The sequence below is a fragment of the Streptomyces sp. NPDC033966 genome, from assembly GCF_055575955.1.
In genome coordinates this window covers 214327-231186 of record NZ_JBVIRQ010000011.1, presented here as the reverse complement: position 1 = coordinate 231186, position 16860 = coordinate 214327, and the positions used below count along the sequence as shown (strand labels likewise).

The 16860-nt window shown below is 75.5% G+C and carries 14 protein-coding genes; 12 read left to right on the top strand and 2 right to left on the bottom strand.

Features of this window, described 5'->3' with window-relative positions:
- Positions 1-16 precede the first annotated feature (16 nt).
- The 8 genes from vioD (at position 17) to ACZ518_RS28940 (ending at position 10203) form a co-directional block, all read left to right on the top strand.
- On the top strand, positions 17-1141 hold the full coding sequence (gene vioD / locus ACZ518_RS28975; protein WP_469115957.1) for a capreomycidine synthase: 1125 nt from the start codon (positions 17-19) through the stop codon (positions 1139-1141).
- Positions 1138-3111, top strand: a complete 1974-nt coding sequence (locus tag ACZ518_RS28970) for an amino acid adenylation domain-containing protein (protein ID WP_469115956.1) — start codon at positions 1138-1140, stop codon at positions 3109-3111. Before vioD ends, ACZ518_RS28970 begins: the two co-directional genes overlap by 4 nt.
- Positions 3112-3206: 95 nt before the next feature.
- The gene (vioC, locus tag ACZ518_RS28965) at positions 3207-4241 is read left to right on the top strand and encodes an arginine beta-hydroxylase, Fe(II)/alpha-ketoglutarate-dependent (RefSeq protein WP_469115955.1); all 1035 of its coding nucleotides are present in this window, start codon (positions 3207-3209) and stop codon (positions 4239-4241) included.
- Positions 4242-4248: 7 nt separating this feature from the next.
- The gene (locus tag ACZ518_RS28960; protein WP_469115954.1) at positions 4249-5004 is read left to right on the top strand and encodes a hypothetical protein; all 756 of its coding nucleotides are present in this window, start codon (positions 4249-4251) and stop codon (positions 5002-5004) included.
- Between the two features lie 82 nt (positions 5005-5086).
- Complete coding sequence (locus ACZ518_RS28955; RefSeq protein ID WP_469115953.1) at positions 5087-7138, top strand: NAD-dependent epimerase/dehydratase family protein; 2052 nt, start codon at positions 5087-5089, stop codon at positions 7136-7138.
- A complete protein-coding gene (locus ACZ518_RS28950) occupies positions 7135-7839 on the top strand; it encodes a PIG-L deacetylase family protein (protein ID WP_469115952.1) in 705 nt (234 codons plus the stop codon). Before ACZ518_RS28955 ends, ACZ518_RS28950 begins: the two co-directional genes overlap by 4 nt.
- Positions 7832-9064, top strand: a complete 1233-nt coding sequence (locus tag ACZ518_RS28945) for an ATP-grasp domain-containing protein (RefSeq protein ID WP_469115951.1) — start codon at positions 7832-7834, stop codon at positions 9062-9064. The genes ACZ518_RS28950 and ACZ518_RS28945 overlap by 8 nt, the downstream gene beginning before the upstream one ends.
- A gap of 56 nt (positions 9065-9120) precedes the next feature.
- Positions 9121-10203: a glycosyltransferase family 2 protein gene (locus tag ACZ518_RS28940; protein WP_469115950.1), complete on the top strand. Its 1083-nt coding sequence runs from the start codon at positions 9121-9123 to the stop codon at positions 10201-10203.
- On the opposite strand, the gene ACZ518_RS28935 is transcribed toward ACZ518_RS28940, so the two are convergent.
- Positions 10165-11772, bottom strand: a complete 1608-nt coding sequence (locus tag ACZ518_RS28935) for a CocE/NonD family hydrolase (protein ID WP_469115949.1) — start codon at positions 11770-11772, stop codon at positions 10165-10167. The genes ACZ518_RS28940 and ACZ518_RS28935 overlap by 39 nt on opposite strands.
- A gap of 70 nt (positions 11773-11842) precedes the next feature.
- Here ACZ518_RS28935 and ACZ518_RS28930 point away from each other — a divergent pair, with 70 nt between their 5' ends.
- The 4 genes from ACZ518_RS28930 to ACZ518_RS28915 are packed head-to-tail and all read left to right on the top strand — an operon-like array spanning position 11843 to position 16158.
- Entirely contained in the window at positions 11843-13390 is a 1548-nt protein-coding gene (locus ACZ518_RS28930; RefSeq protein WP_469115948.1) for an AMP-binding protein, read from the top strand.
- Between the two features lie 8 nt (positions 13391-13398).
- A complete protein-coding gene (locus tag ACZ518_RS28925) occupies positions 13399-14493 on the top strand; it encodes a macrolide 2'-phosphotransferase (protein ID WP_469115947.1) in 1095 nt (364 codons plus the stop codon).
- On the top strand, positions 14490-15395 hold the full coding sequence (locus ACZ518_RS28920) for an alpha/beta fold hydrolase (RefSeq protein ID WP_469115946.1): 906 nt from the start codon (positions 14490-14492) through the stop codon (positions 15393-15395). The genes ACZ518_RS28925 and ACZ518_RS28920 overlap by 4 nt, the downstream gene beginning before the upstream one ends.
- Positions 15385-16158 (top strand): nucleoside 2-deoxyribosyltransferase domain-containing protein, encoded by a 774-nt coding sequence (locus ACZ518_RS28915; protein WP_469115945.1) that lies wholly within the window; start codon positions 15385-15387, stop codon positions 16156-16158. The genes ACZ518_RS28920 and ACZ518_RS28915 overlap by 11 nt, the downstream gene beginning before the upstream one ends.
- Here ACZ518_RS28915 and ACZ518_RS28910 read toward each other — a convergent pair.
- Positions 16134-16703, bottom strand: coding sequence for a GNAT family N-acetyltransferase (locus tag ACZ518_RS28910; protein ID WP_469115944.1), 570 nt, complete (start codon positions 16701-16703; stop codon positions 16134-16136). The genes ACZ518_RS28915 and ACZ518_RS28910 overlap by 25 nt on opposite strands.
- Between the last annotated feature and the right edge of the window lie 157 nt (positions 16704-16860).

Here is a 16860-nt window from a genome sequence, read left to right as displayed (position 1 = left end):
GCGTGAAGACCCTCCGGTGCTGGAGGAGTGGTACCGCCGCCACCTCGGCCCGGACATCCACGACATCAGCTCCAGCGGGGTCCACCCGTACACCTTCGCCGAGATACGCGGCATGTGCCGGATCCCGGCCGAGGACCTCGACGACATCGTCATGGACGACAGCGTCTCGCAGGGCGGGGCGGGCATCCGCCAGGCCATAGCCGACCGCTACGCCGGCGGCGACGCCGAGCGGGTGCTGGTCACCCACGGCTCCAGCGAGGCCATCGCGCTGACGCTGAGCACCCTGCTGCACCCGGGCGACCGGGTGGTCGTCCAGGAGGGCATCTACCACTCGCTCGGCCATTACCCCCGGGCGGCCGGCTGCACGGTGGCCGGGCTGCCGGCGCGGGCGGTGCGCGACGGAGAGATCGACCCCGAGGTGCTGACCGGCCTGATCACGCCCGGCACGGCGGCCGTCATCGTCAACTTCCCGCACAATCCCACCGGCGTCACGCTCTCCCCCCAGGGCCTGAAGGCCCTCAAGGACCGGACCGCGCAGACCGGCGCCGTACTCGTCTGGGACGCCGCCACCGCCGAGATCGCCCACCGCTGGGAGGTGCTCGCCGACCCCGGGGCCGACGGCGGCGACACCGTGTCCTACGGCACCTTCTCCAAGACCTTCGGCCTGCCCGGCCTGCGGGTGGGCTGGGCCGTCGCGCCGAAGGAGCTGCTCACCGCCACCTTCCCGCTGCGCGACCGGACCACCCTGTTCCTCTCGCCGCTGGTCGAGCTGGTCGCCGAGCGTGCCATGCGCCACGCCGACGAGCTGATCGGCGTACGGGCGGCCGGGGCCCGGCGCAACCTCGCGCACCTGACGGGCTGGATGGCCGAGCACGAGGACCTGGTCCGCTGGACCCCGCCGGAGGGCGGCGTGTGCGCGCTGCCGGTCTTCCGCGAGCTGGAGCGGGCGGCGGGCGGACCCCAGGCGGTGGAACGTTTCTGCCTGGAGCTGCTCGACCGCCACCGCACCCTGCTGGTACCGGGTACGGCCTTCGGCGCGCCGCACGGCGCCCGGCTCGGCTTCGGCGGCCCGGAGGAGGACTTCCGGGCCGGCCTCGCGGGTCTGTCGGAGTTCCTGCGGGCGCGCGGGAGCGGCCGGTGACCGCCGTGACCGGACCCGATGTGCTCGACCTGTGGGACCGCTCGGTCCGCGACCATGCCGCCCGACCCGCGCTCGTGACCCCGCACCAGGTGCTGTCGTACCGGGACGCGGACCGGCTCACCGACGCCTGGGCCGCCTCCCTCGCGGGGCGCGGCGCCGGCCCGGGGGAGCTGGTGGGGCTGGCCTTCGGCGATCCCGCCCGCACCGTGCTCGGCATGCTCGCGGCGCTCAAGGCCGGGGCGGGGTTCACCGTCCTGGACGACCGGCTGCCGCCCGCGGCCCGCGCGGCACTGGTGGGCCGTACGGCGGCCGCGGTGTGGCTGGGCGACGGCGGGCACGCGCCCGAGGGGGCGTACGTACCGGCCGGCCCGGGCGACGGCCACGGCGCCGGAGCGGCGGCGGACGGCGACGGGGCCCGCACGCGGCCTGCGCGGCGGGCCTGCGGATCCGATGTGGCGTACGTCCTGTTCACCTCCGGCTCCACCGGCCGGCCCAAGGGCACGGTCGTCGAGCGGGAGTCCCTGCGCCGGTTCGCGGCCGCGGTCGCCGCCCGGCTCGGGCTGACGCCGCGCGACCGCTGGCTCCAGGTGGCGTCACTGGGCTTCGACGTGCTGATCGAGGAGGTGTTCCCGGCGTTCGCCGCCGGCGCGGCCGTCGTGTGCCGGGAGGACACCCGGGCCCTGGACGCCGAGGAGCTGCACGCCACCATGGCCCGGACCCTGACCACCGTGGTCGAACTGTCCACCCAGTACTGGCTGGAGTACGCCCGCTGGCTCGACGGCAGCGGCACGGCCACCCCAGCGGAGCTGCGCACGGTGGTGGTGGGCGGCGAACGGATGGACCCGCGGCCCTACCGTGCCTGGCAGGCACGGCAGCCCGCCGCCCTCGCCCACGTGTACGGGCTCACCGAATGCACCGTCAGCTCCACCTTCTACACCGGGCTGCTGCCGTCGGACGCCGAGGAGGTGCCGCTCGGCACACCCCTGCGGGACGTGGAGATCAGCATCCGGCGGGACGGGCGCCCGGTGCCGGACGGTGAGACCGGGGAGATCCACATCGGGGGCCCGCTGCTGGCCCGCGGCTTCCTCGACGACGAGGCCGCCACCGCCCGCCGCTTCGTGGCCGACCCGTACGCCACCGGACCCGGTGCGCGCCTGTACGTCACGGGCGACCTGGGGCGGATCGACGCCGACGGGCAGCTGGTCTTCCTCGGCCGGGCCGACGACCAGGTCAAGATCCGCGGGCACCGGCTGGAGCCGGCCCGGGTGGAGCGCGCCCTGTGCGAGCTGGCCGGGGTGGACCAGGCGGTGGTCTTCCCCGACCCGGGGACGGGCACCACCCTGTGGGCCTTCACCGTGCCGGCCGACGCGGCGGCCGCGCCGCTGCCCGGCGAGGCCGTACGGCTGACGGGCGGCGACCGGGACGCGCTGGTGGCGCCGCTGGAGGCCCAGTTGCCGGACTGGGCGGTGCCGCGGGTGCTGTACCGGGTGTCCGTCCTGCCGAAGAACCCGCACGGCAAGGTCGACAAGCGGCTGCTGGCCGCCTGGGCGGCGGTACCGGTACCGGCCCAGGCCCCGTCTGCCGGCGGCCCGGGAACCACTCCGGACACCGCCCCGGCCGGCAGCCCGATCGCCACCCCGGCCGGCGTTCAGGCCCCGGCCGGCGTTCAGGCCCCGGCCGGTCCGCGCCCCGGGGCGCCGCTCCCGCAGGGGGCCGCGGAGCCTTCCGGGGGAGAGCCGCTGGACAGCGTGCTCGCCCTCTTCCGCGAGGTCCTGGGCGCCCCCGCGCTCGGCCCCGACGACGACTTCTTCGACCACGGCGGCCAGTCGCTGCTCGCCATGCGCCTGCTGGCGCTGCTGCGCGGGTCCCACCCGGCGGCCGCCGGACTGAGGGCGAGCGCCCTCTTCGCCGCGCCGACCCCGCGGCTGCTCGCCGGCGCACTGGCCGGGCGCGCGACCGCCCGGCCCTGACCACCACACCACCACCGCACCACCTGAGGGCCCGCGGCCCCGGTTCCGGCCATGCGCGGGCAGCAACCATCCCCGACCACTCAGCGAGAGTTGGCATGTCGAACCTCACCGACCAGTCCACCCCCAGCTACACCCTTTCGGCCGACGAGGCCTCCGCCATCGCGGAGCTGAGCCTCGAACTGGCCGCCTCCTACCCGTCCTTCGGCGACCCCGTCCTCCTGCGCGACCTGCCGCGGCTCGCGGCCCGGCTGCCCGAGGGCGTGCAGCACTTCCTGCGCGAGTTCAAACTGGCCGACCGCCACGGCCACACCGTGATCCGCGGGCACGACTTCGACCAGCAGCGCATCGGCGCCACCCCCGCCCACTGGCGCGGCCGCGGCCGGCCCGGCCCCGAGTTCCCCGAGGAGCTGCTGCTGATGCTGTACTCGGCGCTGCTCGGCGAGCCCTTCGGGTGGGCCACGCAGCAGGACGGCCACCTCGTGCACGACATCTTCCCGATCCGCCAGCACGAGAACGACCAGCTCGGGATGGGCAGCAAGGAGCTGCTGACCTGGCACACCGAGGACGCCTTCCACCCCTACCGCAGCGATTACCTGATCCTCGCCGCGCTGCGCAACCCCGACCACGTGCCCACGACGGTCGGCGAGCTGGACCTGTCCTCGCTGTCCGCCGAGGACATCGACATCCTCTTCGAGCCGCGCTTCCACATCGCCCCCGACGAGTCGCACCTGCCGAAGAACAACACGATCGCCTCCGAGGAGGAGGCGGCCCGGTTCGCCACCATCCAGCGGATGCTCGACGAGCGGCCCCTCGGCCCCCTGCTCTACGGCTCGCGCCTGGACCCGTACATGCGCCTCGACCCGTACTTCACCTCCGTGCCGGAGGACGACACCGACGCCCGGCGCGCCTATGACGCGCTGTTCAAGGTCGTGGACGCCGGGATGCGGGAGGTCGTCGCCGACCAGGGCGACCTGCTGTTCATCGACAACCACCGCGCGGTGCACGGCCGGCTGCCCTTCCAGGCCCGCTACGACGGCACCGACCGCTGGCTGAAGCGGGTCTGCGTGACGTCCGACCTGCGGCGCTCCCGCGAGATGCGGGCCACGGCCCGGACCCGGCTGCTGGGCTGACGCGCCGGTGTCCCCGACCCTGACCGACCTGTCCCGGGACCCGTGGCTGCTGCCCGCGGTGGACGCCCTCATCGCGGCCAACATGCCCGCGTTCATGAGCTGGGAGTCCCCCGGGAACTGGCGCTGGCACGGCATGTACGACCGCTATCCCGCCCACCAGCTGTGCCTGGTGGACGGCGACGGAACCCTGCTCGCGGCGGCCAACGGGCTGCCGGTCCGCTGGGACGGCAGCGCCTCGTCGCTGCCGTCCGGCAGTGACGAGGTCCTGGTGGAGGCCGTCGACCACGGCCCGCCGGACCGCCCGGACGCCGTGTGCATGCTGTCGGTCTCCGTCCACCCCGGCCACCGGGCGGCCGGCCACGCCGAGCGGCTGCTCACCGAGGTGCGGCGGCGGGCCGCCGAGGACGCCCCCCGCGGGGTGATCATCCCGGTCCGGCCCACCCGCAAGCCCCGCTACCCGCTGATCCCGATCCGCGAGTACGCCGCCTGGGTCCGGCCCGACGGGCGCTGCTTCGACCCGTGGCTGCGCACCCATCTGGAGCTCGGTGCCGGCCGGCTGGGCATCGCCGAGCAGTCCTTGGTGATCCGTCAGCCGGTGGCACGGTGGGAGGAGTTCCTCGGGCACCCGCTGCCGGGCACCGGGGACCACCTGCTGCCCGGCGCCCTGGTGCCGCTGCGCGTCACCGAGGACGGCCACGGCACGTACGCCGAGCCCAACGTGTGGGTCCACCACCCCGCCGGACCCCCCGCACCCGCACCCTGACCGGGGCCGGGTCCGGCAGCGTGCCCGGCCCGGCCCGCCCCCGCGCCATCCCCCTTTTCCTCCGAGAACCCTGGAGCACACCATGCCTCCCGTACGCCTCGCGATCGTCGGGTGCGGCGCCGCCGCCCGCGGCTGCCACCTGCCCGCCCTGCCCCCGCTCAAGGGCGACGTGCAGCTGACCGCGCTCGTCGACCGCGACCCGCGCCAGGCCGAGGCCGCCCTCGCCCTCTACCGGGAACTGGGCGGCACCGACGCCGACCGGGTGGTGCTCGCCACCGATCCGGCCGAGGCCGCCGACGCGTTCGACGCCGCCGTCGTCGTCGCCCCGCACACCCTGCACGCGCCGATCGTGCAGGCGCTGCTGGCGGCCGGCAAGCACGTCCTGCTGGAGAAGCCGATGACCACCTCGGTCGAAGACGCCCGGGCGCTGGCGGCCACCGCCGCCGCCGAGGGCGCGCCGGTGCTGGCCATGGCCCACCCGCGGCGGCTCTTCCCCGCCTACGCCTGGGTCAAGCGGCTCATCGACGCCGGCGACCTGGGTGAGGTGGTACGGGTCGACTGGTCGGAGGGCCACCCGTACGCCCACGAGCCGGTCTCCTGGTCGATGTTCGACCGCCGCCTCGCCGGCGGCGGGGTGCTCACCGACACCGCCTCCCACGTCTTCGACACCCTGCTGTGGTGGCTCGGCCCCGAGGTCGAGGTGGTCCGCTACGAGGACGACTCCCTCGGCGGGGTGGAGACCGACGCCCGCGTCCACCTGCGCTTCGGCGCCACCGACGTCCGGTGCGACGTCAGCCGGGTGCGCGACCTCGGGATCAGCTGCACGGTCACCGGCAGCCGGGCGACGGTCACCATCGGCACCGACTTCCCGGCCGGGGAGTGCACCCTGGTCACCGCCGACGGGGTGGAGCTGCACCGCGGCGACGTGGACGCCGTCGCCCCCGCCCAGGGCGAGTGGGAGCTGCTCTTCACCGAGCAGCTCGCCAACTTCGCCGCCGCCGTGCGCGGCGCCGCCCCCGTCCACTCCACCGCGCAGGACGGCGTACGCGTCGTCGAGCTGATCCAGCAGTGCTACGGCGGCCCGGCCCACGAGGCCTCCGCGCAGCCGTGGACCACGCGCGGCAGCCTTGCCGGGGACGCAGGAGCCGCCGGGGCCGCCGGGGAGACCGCGCTCGCCGACCGTACCGTGGCGGTCACCGGCGCGAGCGGGTTCATCGGCGGCCGGCTGGTCGAGCGCCTCGTCCTCGGCACCGGGGCCCGCGTCCGGCCGGTGGTCCGCGGCTTCGGCCGGGCCGCGCGGCTGTCGGTCCTGCCGCAGGACCGGCTGGAGTTCCGCCAGGGCGACCTGCTGGACCCCGGCACGCTGGAGACGGCGTTCGAGGGCTGCGACACCGTCGTCCACTGCGCGTTCGGCAGCTCCGGCGACGAGGCCGGCCGCTGGGCCGCCTCCGTCGAGGGCACCGCGAACGTGCTGGCCGCGGCGCGCGCCGCCGGCGTGCGCCGCGTGGTGCACCTGAGCACGATCGACGTCTACGACCCGGCCGTCACCGGCGCCCTGACCGAGGACTCCCCCGCCCGCCCCGCCGACCCGGACGACCGCGAGTACGAGCAGCAGAAACTCGCCGCCGAGCAGCTGGTCGTCCGGGCCCACGGCGACGGCCTGGAGACCGTGGTGATCCAGCCGGGCGTCGTCCACGGCCCGTGGGGCGGCCAGTGGACCACCGCCCAACTGCGCCGTCCCGAGAGCGACTTCGCCCAGCTGCCCACGGGCACCGACGGCGGGGTGTGCAACGCCGTGTACGTCGACGACCTCGCCGAGGCCGTGCTCCTGGCCGTGGAAACCGCGGCGGCCGGCGGCGAGCGGTTCCTCGTCGGCCACGCCGAGGAGCTGTCCTGGGGCGCCTTCTTCGACGCGGTCCGCGCCCTGCGCGGCCTGGGCGGCCCTTCGACGGTGCCCGCCGGGGAGCCGGTGGCGGACTGGGAGCTGGAGCTGTACCGCTCGACGGCCCGCGCCGGCTACGACAAGGCCCGCCGGGTCCTGGGCTTCACGGCCCGCACCCCGTTCGCCGAGGCCGCCGGGCTGACCGGGCAGTGGGCCCGCTGGGCCGGGGAAGCGCCGGAGGCCGGCGCATGACCGGGGTGACCGACGTCCTGGTGGTCGCGCCGCACCCCGACGACGACGTCATCGGCTGCGGCGGGTCCATCGCCAAGCACGTCCGGGACGGCGCCCGGGTGACGGTGGTCATCGTCATCGGCCGCGAGCGCAGCGCCCTCGACGACGCCGTCAGCGACGAGGAGTTCGCCGCCGAGACGGAGGCCGCCGCCAAGGCGCTGGGCGTGCACCGCTGCATCCGTTTCGACGAGCCCTCGCGGGACTTCGTCCTCTCCCGCCGGGTCCATCTGGACCTCGTACGGGTCATGCGGGAGGTGCGGCCGCAGGTGGTGTACCTGCCGCACGACAACGACGACGACGTCGAACACCGCATGGTGCACCAGCTCACCGTCGAGGCACTGTGGATGGCGCAGTCGGAGTTCTTCCAGGAGACGGGCGGGCGGCCGATGCCGGCGCCCCGGCTGGTGCTCGGCTACGAGGTGTGGGCACCGATGGCGCGCTTCCAGTACGCCGAGGACATCGACGGCCAGATCGCGGCCAAGGTCGAGGCGATGCGCGCGTACGTCTCCCAGCTGCGGCACGCCGCGTGGGACGAGGGCATCCGCGGCCTCGCCCGCTACCGCGGCGCGGTGTCGTCCGGGTCGGGGCACGCGGAGGTGTTCCAGGTGCTCGCCCTGGGTGCGCCGGCCGCCGTCCCCGCGGCGGGAGGCGGCCGTGACTGACCGTCTCCTGGTCTGCGGGCTCGGCTCGGGGATGGACCGTTCCCTGGCCGAACTGCGCTCGCCCCAGTGGGAGCTGGTCGTGGTCACGGACCAGCCGTCCGACCGGGCCCGGGCCGCCGCGGACGTCCTGCTCACCTGTGATCCGAACGACGCCGTGGCGGTGCTCGCGGAGCTGTCCGCGGCCGGCTTCGACCGGATCGACGGGGTGTTCTCCCTGGGCGCGGACAACCCGCCGGTGATCAGCACGCTCGCGCGGCGCTTCGGCTGCCCGGGGCTGCCGCTGGAGACGGCTCTGGACTGCACGCTCAAGGACCGGCGGCTGCGGATCCTGCGCGCGGCCGGGCTCGACCTGCCCCGGTTCGCCACCGCCGAGAGCGTCGGCGAGGCGGTGCGGGCCGTGGCCGACATCGGCCTGCCGGCGGTCATCAAGCCCAGTGACCAGACGGGGTCGCTGGGGGTGCTGAAGGCGGAGTCGGCCGGGCAGGTGCGCACGCTGGCGCAGGAGGCGCTGCGGCTGAGCCCGGGCGGGCGGATCGTGGTCGAGGAGTTCCTGGAGGGCACCGAGCACACCCTGGCGGCCTTCATGGTCGACGGCGAGCTGCACCGCTTCGGGTTCGCCGACCGGGAGTACGGGCGCAAGGAGGAGTTCGCCCCGTACTTCTTCGAGGGGGGTGACACCCTGCCCAGCCGGCTGACCGACGAGCAGATCGAGGAGGTCACCGAGACGGTGCGGCGCGGGGCGCGCGCGCTCCGGCTCGACCCCGCGGTGATCAACACCGACATCCTGCGCACGCACGACGGCCGGGTGGTCCTCCTGGAGATCACCTGCCGGCTGACCGGGGCCCGGATCGCCACCGAGGTGATGCGGCTGGCGACCGGGGTGGACCCGCTGCCCAACGTGGTCCGCCTCGCCCTGGGCCGCCCGCTGGACCTGGCCGAACTGGCGCCCCGGCACAGCCGCGCCGTGGTGCAGCGGTTCCTCCCGGCGGACGGCGGCGTGGTCGAGTGGGTCGGCGACCCCCGGGACGTCGCCCGCCGGACCGGGGTGCACGACGTGTTCTGGGGCCTGGACCTGAAGCCCGGCACGGTGGTGCCGCCCTACCGCGGCGGCGCCGACGTACTGGCCGGGGTGATCGCCCACGCCGCGCGGCCGGCGGAGGCCGAGGCCGTCGCCGCACGCACGCTGCGCGCCCTGCCGCTGCGGTTCGAGGCCGGGACCTCGTGACCGCGCCCGCGCCGCGGGCACACCGTACGCACACGAGCCTGACGAGGGAGAACGACATGGCCACCGACCCGGTGGACGAGGCGGCGGTCGACCAGGGCATCGCCCGGACCAGCGTGATCATCGCGCTGCGGGACGACCTGAGGATCGCCGACTGCATCGCTTCGGTCGACGAGGACGTCGAGATCGTCCTGGCGCTGAACGGACCCAGCGACGCGGTCCTGAAGCTGATCGCGGACCACCCCCGCCCGCTGACCGTCACCGAGATCGAGGACGTCGGCAACCTGGGCGCCGCCTACAACGCGGGCGCGGCCGCCACCGACCGGCAGTACCTGCTGCTGATGGACTCCGACTGCACCTTCGCCCCCGGCGTGGTCCGCGCCATGGTCCGCGAGGTGCTCACCGCACCGGTGGTCAAGGGGCAGGTGGTGTACGGAGAGTCCGACGGGCTGCTGAGCCGGCTGACGGCGCGGGTACGGGAGTTCGACGAGGGCGACTACGTCAGCGCGTTGTCGCCGCCGCTGATCTACAACCGTGACATCGTCGACCACATCGGCGGCTACCACTTCGACGAGCTGATCCACTGGTGCGAGGACCGGGAGTTCGACTTCCGGCTCCAGCTGGCGGGCATCCCCGTGGTGTACCTGCCGCAGGCCCGGATCTTCCACGACGCCCAGCACGGCTTCGCCAACATGCGCAGCTACTTCCGCTACGGCGTCGGCGAGGGCATCGCCCAGGAGACCGGCGTGTTCACCACTCCGGCGGTGCCGGTGGTGTGGCGGCTGTTCGAGGCGTCCCGGACCCTGGTGCACTGCGGCCGCGACAAGGGCGTGGGCGCGGCGGCGTACTACGCGCTGCTGAAGGCGGCCTTCCACGTGGGCACCGCCCACCACCTGCTCAACGACCCCTACCAGGTCCGCGACCGCTACCCGGCCGCCGCCAAGCGGGCGCGGATGGTCCGGTCGATCCCCCAGCACAGCACCCGGCTGACCGGGGCCCAGCTGCGCCGGCTGCGGCGGGCGCACTGGGAGGCGGGCCGGCGGATCGAGAAGGTGGCCGACCTGTCGGTCTTCCACCCGGACGCCGCCGGCCCGGGCAGCCCGTCAGCCGCCGCCGGACAGGCGCGGCAGCAGCAGGCGTGAGGGATGGTCGCCGCCGTGGTGGACGGTGTGGTGGGCGAGGACCGGCGGGTGGACGTCGAAGCGCGGCGCGTTGCTCGCCGCGATCTCCAGGCGGATCCGGTGGCCCGCGCGGAAAACGTGGCCGACCGCGCCCAGCGCGACGGTGACCTCGACCGGTGCACCGGTGACCTCGGCCGGTGCACCGGGGGCGGGTGCCGCGTCCGCCCCCGGTGCCAGGCGGCGCACGCCGTCGCACAGCAGCTCGGCCCGGCCGTCGGGGTGCACGTCGACGAGCTTGCCGGTCACGTCGGCGCCCGCCGCGTCCGCGGTGACGTACACCGTCAGGACGGTGTCGCCGACGACGGTCAGCGGCTCGGTGAGCTCCTCGCCCGTGAAGCACAGCACGTCGGCGCGCCGTTCGACCCCGCGCTGGTCCAGCGGACCGCAGTCGCCTCCGGTGAACTGCCCGGGGAGGGCGGTGGCGCCGCCGGTCGTGGGCACCGGGTCGGCCGGGTCGTGGCGGAGCCGGTCGGCACCGGGGAACCGCGGGGCCGGGCCGGTCGTCAGGCCGCGGCCGGCGAGGTGCAGGACGAGGTCCCGGGTGCCGGGGACGGGCCAGTCGGGGAAGGTGCGCCAGGCGTCGGCGCCGGTGAGGAACAGCCGCACCGGGCCGGGCTCCGTCCCGCCGGCCCGCCCTCGCAGATGCCGGTCGAAATGGTCCAGGTGCAGACCGGTGACGTCGATGCTGCGTTCGTCGGCCGCCAGCCCGTAACGGCGCTGCGGGAATATCCCGCCGGTCACGCAATGGGACCACGGACCGACCACCAGGCGCGACGGGGTTCCGCATTTTTGAATTCCCCGGTAATTCTCCAGGGCGCCGGCGAGGAATATGTCGTACCAGCCGGTGAGGTGGAGCACCGGGACGTCGATCGCCGGATACGACTCGCGGGGGGCGGCGCGCCGCCAGTACGGGTCGCCGGAGGGGTGCTCGCGCCACTGCCGGTAGTACGGGGCCAGCCGGTCCAGCAGGTCCGCGGCGGAGTCCGGGTCGCGGTAGAGCTCGTCGATCCGGTCGACGGCCCGCGCCACCTCGTCCCGCTCGGCCCCGGCCAGCCCCGCCCCCTCCAGCAGCAGGTCGTAGAGCACCCAGTACAGGACGAAGCCCAGCTGGAAGGCGCCGCCCTGGCGGGTCCAGCCCTCGTCGAAGCCCGATCCGGCCACGTGCGGGGCGATCGCGCCCAGGCCCGGCGGGCGTTCGGCCGCGGCCAGCAGCGCGGCCATCGCCTCGTACGAGCGGCCGAACATCCCCGCGGAGCCGTCGCACCACGGCTGCCGCACCGCCCAGGCGACGGTGTCGGCGCCGTCCGCCGCCTCGTGCCAGTACGGCTCGAAGGCGCCGCCGGAGCCGAACCGGCCGCGCACGTCCTGCACCAGCAGGGCGTACCCGGAGCGGACCAGGCGCAGACCGTCCACCGAGGCCCCGCCCGGGCCGCCCGATTTCCCGTAGGGGGTCCGGCGCACCAGCACCGGCACCGGATCGGCGGTGTCGGGACGGTAGAGGTCGGCACTCAATAAGGTGCCGTCGCGCACGGGTATTTCCAGATCGTGTTCCACAACAATACGCACCCGCCCATATTCCATCAGGACGAGGGAATTCACAATGCAGTCCCCCGGAATCTCCAAAATCTCCGGAATCTCTGGAATCCGTTTCCTGGAACCGTTCTTCGGGACGGCCGTCACGGACCCGGCCCGCCCGGCCGTGGTCGACAACGGGCTCGTCGTCGGCTACGGCACGCTCGCGGCCTGGGTGCTGGAGGTGGCCGGCGCGGTCGCGCCGCGCACGGACGGACCCCAGCCGCCGGTCGGGGTCGTCGTGCACCACTCGGCCCGTGACGTGGCCGCCCTGCTGGGCGTCCTCGCGGCGGGGCGCGCGTACGTGCCGCTGGAGGCCGGTCACCCCGCGGCCCGGCTGGAGTCGGTGCTCGCCCGGCTCGGGGTGTGCGAGGCCGTGGCGACCGCGGACACCGGCTGGCAGCCGCCGGTCGAGCGGGTGATCCGCCCGCGCTGGGCGGCCACCCCGGCCTCGCCCGCCGCGGCCGCCGTGCCGCCCGACTCCGGTGTCCGGCCCGGGGATCCGGCGTACGTCCTGTTCACCTCGGGCTCCACCGGCGAGCCCAAGGGGGTCGTGGTCCCGCACCGGGCGCTGGCCGCCGTGGTGCCGCCGCTGCGCACCCTGTACGGCATCGGCCCGGACGCCACGGTGCTGCACTTCCACGGCGCCGGCGGGGACACGAGCCTGGAGGAGATCCTCCCGGCCCTGACCGGCGGTGCCACCCTCGTCGTCGACGATGCGGCCCGCGAGGGCTTCGCGCAGGTCGCCGAGGACCAGGAGGTCACCGTCGCGGTGCTGCCGACCGGCTTCTGGCACAGCCTCGCCGGCGACCTGCTGCACCAGGGCGCCGCCCTGCCCGCGTCCCTGCGCACGGTGGTGATCGGCGGGGAGGCGGTCCGCGCGGACATGCTGGACCGCTGGCGGCGGCTCGGCGCCGACGGGGTGCGGCTGCTCAACACGTACGGGTCCACCGAGACCGCCCTGGTCACCCACGCCGTGCAGCTGGCCGGACCGGGCACGCCCGAACTCCCGGCGACCGGCGGTGACCTGCCCATCGGGCTGCCCCTGCCGCACGTCGGCCAGCGCGTCGACGGCAGCGGCGAGCTGTACGTGTCCGGGCCGGGCCTGGCCCTCGGCTACCACGCCGCGCCGGAGGCGACGGCGGCGAGGTTCTCCGAGCAGGACGGCACCCGCTGGTACCGCACCGGGGACCTGGTCTCGGTGGCGCCCGGGGGCTCGGGCGCGCTGGTGTTCCGCGGCCGCTCCGACCACCAGGTCAAGATCCGCGGCCACCGGGTGGACCTGGTCGAGGTGGAGGGGCTGGTCGGGAGCTGCGCGGGGGTGCTGGAAACCGCCGCCGCGCGGGTGGAGCGGGCCGAACACAGCACGCTGGCGGCCTTCTTCGTGCCGCTGGCGGGCCACGACCCCGCGGCGGTGGCGGCGGGTGTCCGGGCCCGGCTGGAGGCGACGGCGGCCCCGCACCTGGTGCCCAGCCTGCTGGTGCCGGTCACGGAGCTGGAGCGGACCCACACCGGCAAGGTGGACCGGACCGCCACCAGGGACCGGTACCTGGCCACGACCGGAGCGGGCCGGTGAGCGGGCCGGTGAGCGCGAAGCCGGTCACGCGGGCCCCGGGGCCCGACCGGGCACCGGGACCCGACCGGGCACCGGGACCCGACCGGGCACCGGCCGTGGACGACGGCCACGGCCACGGCCACGTACCGGGACCGGTCACCGAGCCCGTCGCGCCGGCCGCCCGGGACGCCGGTGGTCCGGCGGACGCGGCCGGGGCAGGCCCGGCCGGCCTCGCCGCGTACGCTTCGCGGCGGCTGGGCGCGGCCCTCGACCCCGCGACCGCGCGCGCCGACGAGTCCGGCTGGGACTTCCGGGTCACGCACATCCGGGGGTCGGACGGCACCTGGTGGATCCTGCGGCAGCCGCGCCGGCCCGAAGCCTCGGCCCAACTGGCCTTCGAGGCAGCCGTACTGGCCGCCGTACGCGACCGGATCCCCGTGCCGGTGCCCCACTGGCGCCTGCACACCCCGGCCCTGGTCGCCTACCCGCGCCTGCCCGGTGCGCCGGCGGGCACCGAGGACCCCGACACCCTGGTCTACCGCTGGTCCATGGACCCGCTGGCCCACCCCGACCGGTACCTGGAGCCGCTCGCCCGGGCCCTGGTCGCCGTGCACACCACCCGGCTGGACGGCTCCCCCGTCCTGGCGGCCCGCGCGCAGGCGGACCCCGGCGCCGTACGCGGCCGGATCGCGGAGCGACTCGCCCGCGCCCGCACCGAACTCCCCCTGCCCGCGGCCGGGCTGCGCCGCTGGCAGGCATGGCTGGACGACGACCGGCTGTGGCCCGGCCGGCTGACACTCGTCCACGGAGACGTACACCCCGGCCACACCCTCGTCGTGCACCCCCGGTCCGGCCCGCCGGCCTTGTCCGGCCTGCTGGACTGGGCAAACGCCGACGTGGGCGATCCCGCCGCCGACTTCGTGGACATGCTCTACGCCGGCGGCACCGCCGTCCTCGACCGCCTCCTCCAGGCCTACCGGACGGCGGGCGGCGACGTGCCCGACGGCATGCGGACGCACATCCTGGCGCGGGCCTCCTTCCTGTGGGTCCACGTAGCGCTGCGCGGCCTGGACACCGGCCGCCCCGCGTGGGTGGAGACGGCCCTGCGCAGGATGGCGCCGTGAGCGGCCCGGAGCGCGGCGAGTACGCCGCGTACGGCGGGCACGGCGCGTACGGCGGACACGGCGCGTACGGCGGACACGGCGGGCGCACGACGGGGCACACGCCGGGCGGAACGGCGTACACGCTCCACGGGGAGGAGGTGGCGGCGCGACCGCCGGTGGTGCTGGTCGCGGGCGCGGGCGGCACCGGGCGGATCTGGGAACACCACCAGGTGCCCGCGCTGACCTCGGCGGGCCATCGGGTGGTCACCTTCGACCACGGTCCGGCGGCCGGGACTCCGGGTGAACTGGCGGCCCGTACAGCCGAGTTGCTGGCGGCCCTCCGCCTTCCGCCCTGCCCGCTCGTCGGCCACTCCCTCGGCGCCCTCGCCGTCCAGGAACTGCTCCTGACCGGTCCGCACCTGGCGAGCGGTGCGCTGCTCGCGGCGACCCGCGGCCGGCCCGACGTGGTGGGCGAGGCCCTGGCGCGCGCCGAGGCGGCGGCCGCCGCGGCCGGGACCCGACCGCCTGCACCGTACGAGGCCTTCGTCCGGCTGGTGCAGAACCTCTCCCCCAGGACCCTCGCCGACGAGGGCGCGGCCGCAGAATGGCTCGACTTGTTCGAACTCGCCGCCCTGACCGGCGGGTCGGGCGCGTACCGGCCGGGCCCGCCCGTCCCCGACCGGCTGGCGGATTACGGCCGGATCCCCGTGCCCGTCCTGGTCGTGGGGTTCGCCGACGACGTGCTGGCGCCCGCCCCGCTGGGCCGGGAGGTGGCCGCCGCGATCCCCGGCGCCCGCTACGCGCAACTGCCGGACGCCGGCCACCTCGGGTTCCTGGAACGCCCCGAGGCCTTCAACTCCCTCCTGCTCGACTTCCTCGCCACCCTCGCCCCGACCGACCCCGGAGTGTCCCGTGTCCCTTGAATCCCCCGCCTCCGCCCCCTCGCGGGTCGAGGTCGTCCATGTCGGCCAGGAGCCGCCGCGGTCCTGGGCGGCGGCCGTGTACCTGTGCGGCCCGACCCCCACCGACCCCGCCGAGCCGTCGTGGCGGCCGGACGCCGTCGCCGCCCTGCGGTCCCTGTGGTCCGGTGCGGGGCGGCTCGTGGTGTTCCTGCCCGAGCCGGTGGACGGCGGCTCCTACCCGGAGTACGCGGACCAGATCGCCTGGGAGGAGGACGCGATGCGCCGCTGCGACGTGGTCCTGTTCTGGATCCCGCGCGACATGGCCCGGCTGCCGGGCCTGGTGTCGAACATCAAGTGGGGGGCGTGGTGCGACTCGGGCCGCGCGGTGCTCGGGGCGCCGCCGGAGGCCGAGCGCATGGCCTACCTGTTCCACTTCGCCCAGGCCCTGGGGGTGCCGGTGGAGCGGACCCTGGCGGGTGCGGCCGGGGCCGCGCTGCGGGCGGTCGGGCCGGGGGAGCAACGCGGCGGCGGTGAGCGGGGGGTGCCGCTGACGGTGTGGCGGAGCGAGCAGTTCCGGACCTGGTACGCGGAACGCCGGGAGGCCGGCGACCGGCTGCTGGACGCGCGCGTGGAGTGGTACGCGCCGGGGGCGGGGCCGGACCCGGACCGCGCCGCCGCCTGGCTGCTGACCGTCACGGTCGCACCGGGCGACGGCTCCGGCTCCGGCTCCGGCCCCGTCGTCAGTCGTCTGCTGGCGGCTCAGGGGCAGGGCATGCTCATGTAGAGCGCCTGCTCGCCCTCGGACTCCGTGCCGTGGTAGAGGGCGGTGTCCAGCCCGCAGAAGGCGAAGCCCATCCGGCGGTAGGCGTGGATGGCCGGGGCGTTGACGTTGGTCACTTCCAACCAGAGGTGTCCGGCGCCGCGTTCGCGGGCGAAGTCCACCGCCTGGTCCATCAGCGCACGGCCGACACCCCGGCCCCGGTGGTCCGGGGCGACCTCGATGTCCTCGACGGTCAGCCGCTGGTTCCACGGTGAGTAGGACACGGCTGCGAAGCCCGCGAGACCGCCGTCGGCGTCGACGGCCACGAACGTACGGCTGTCGGCGTCCTCGCCCTCCGCGCCGCCGTCCTCGGCACTTCCGTCGTCCTCGGGGAACACCTTGACCAGCGGCGGGTCCACCGGCACCTCGCGGAGGGCGAAGCCGTCGCCGGTCACTGCCACTTCGAAGACGGTGCCGGTGGTGAAGGACCCGTCGAGGGACTCGATGGCCCCGGTGTCCTCGGGGCGGGCGGTGCGGAACTGGTACGTCGTGCCATGGGTCGTGGTCATGTCCCGAGGCTATGACCGGCCTGCCCGGGTGAGGGCGGGTTTCGGCCGAATGGGTGACTCGGCCGCCGTCGGCCGGGGCGAGCCGGACCAGGCCCTCCGGGTCGACCGCCGATGCCGATGAGCAGAGGGGCGGGGCGGGGCGGGTTCCGGCTGGCGG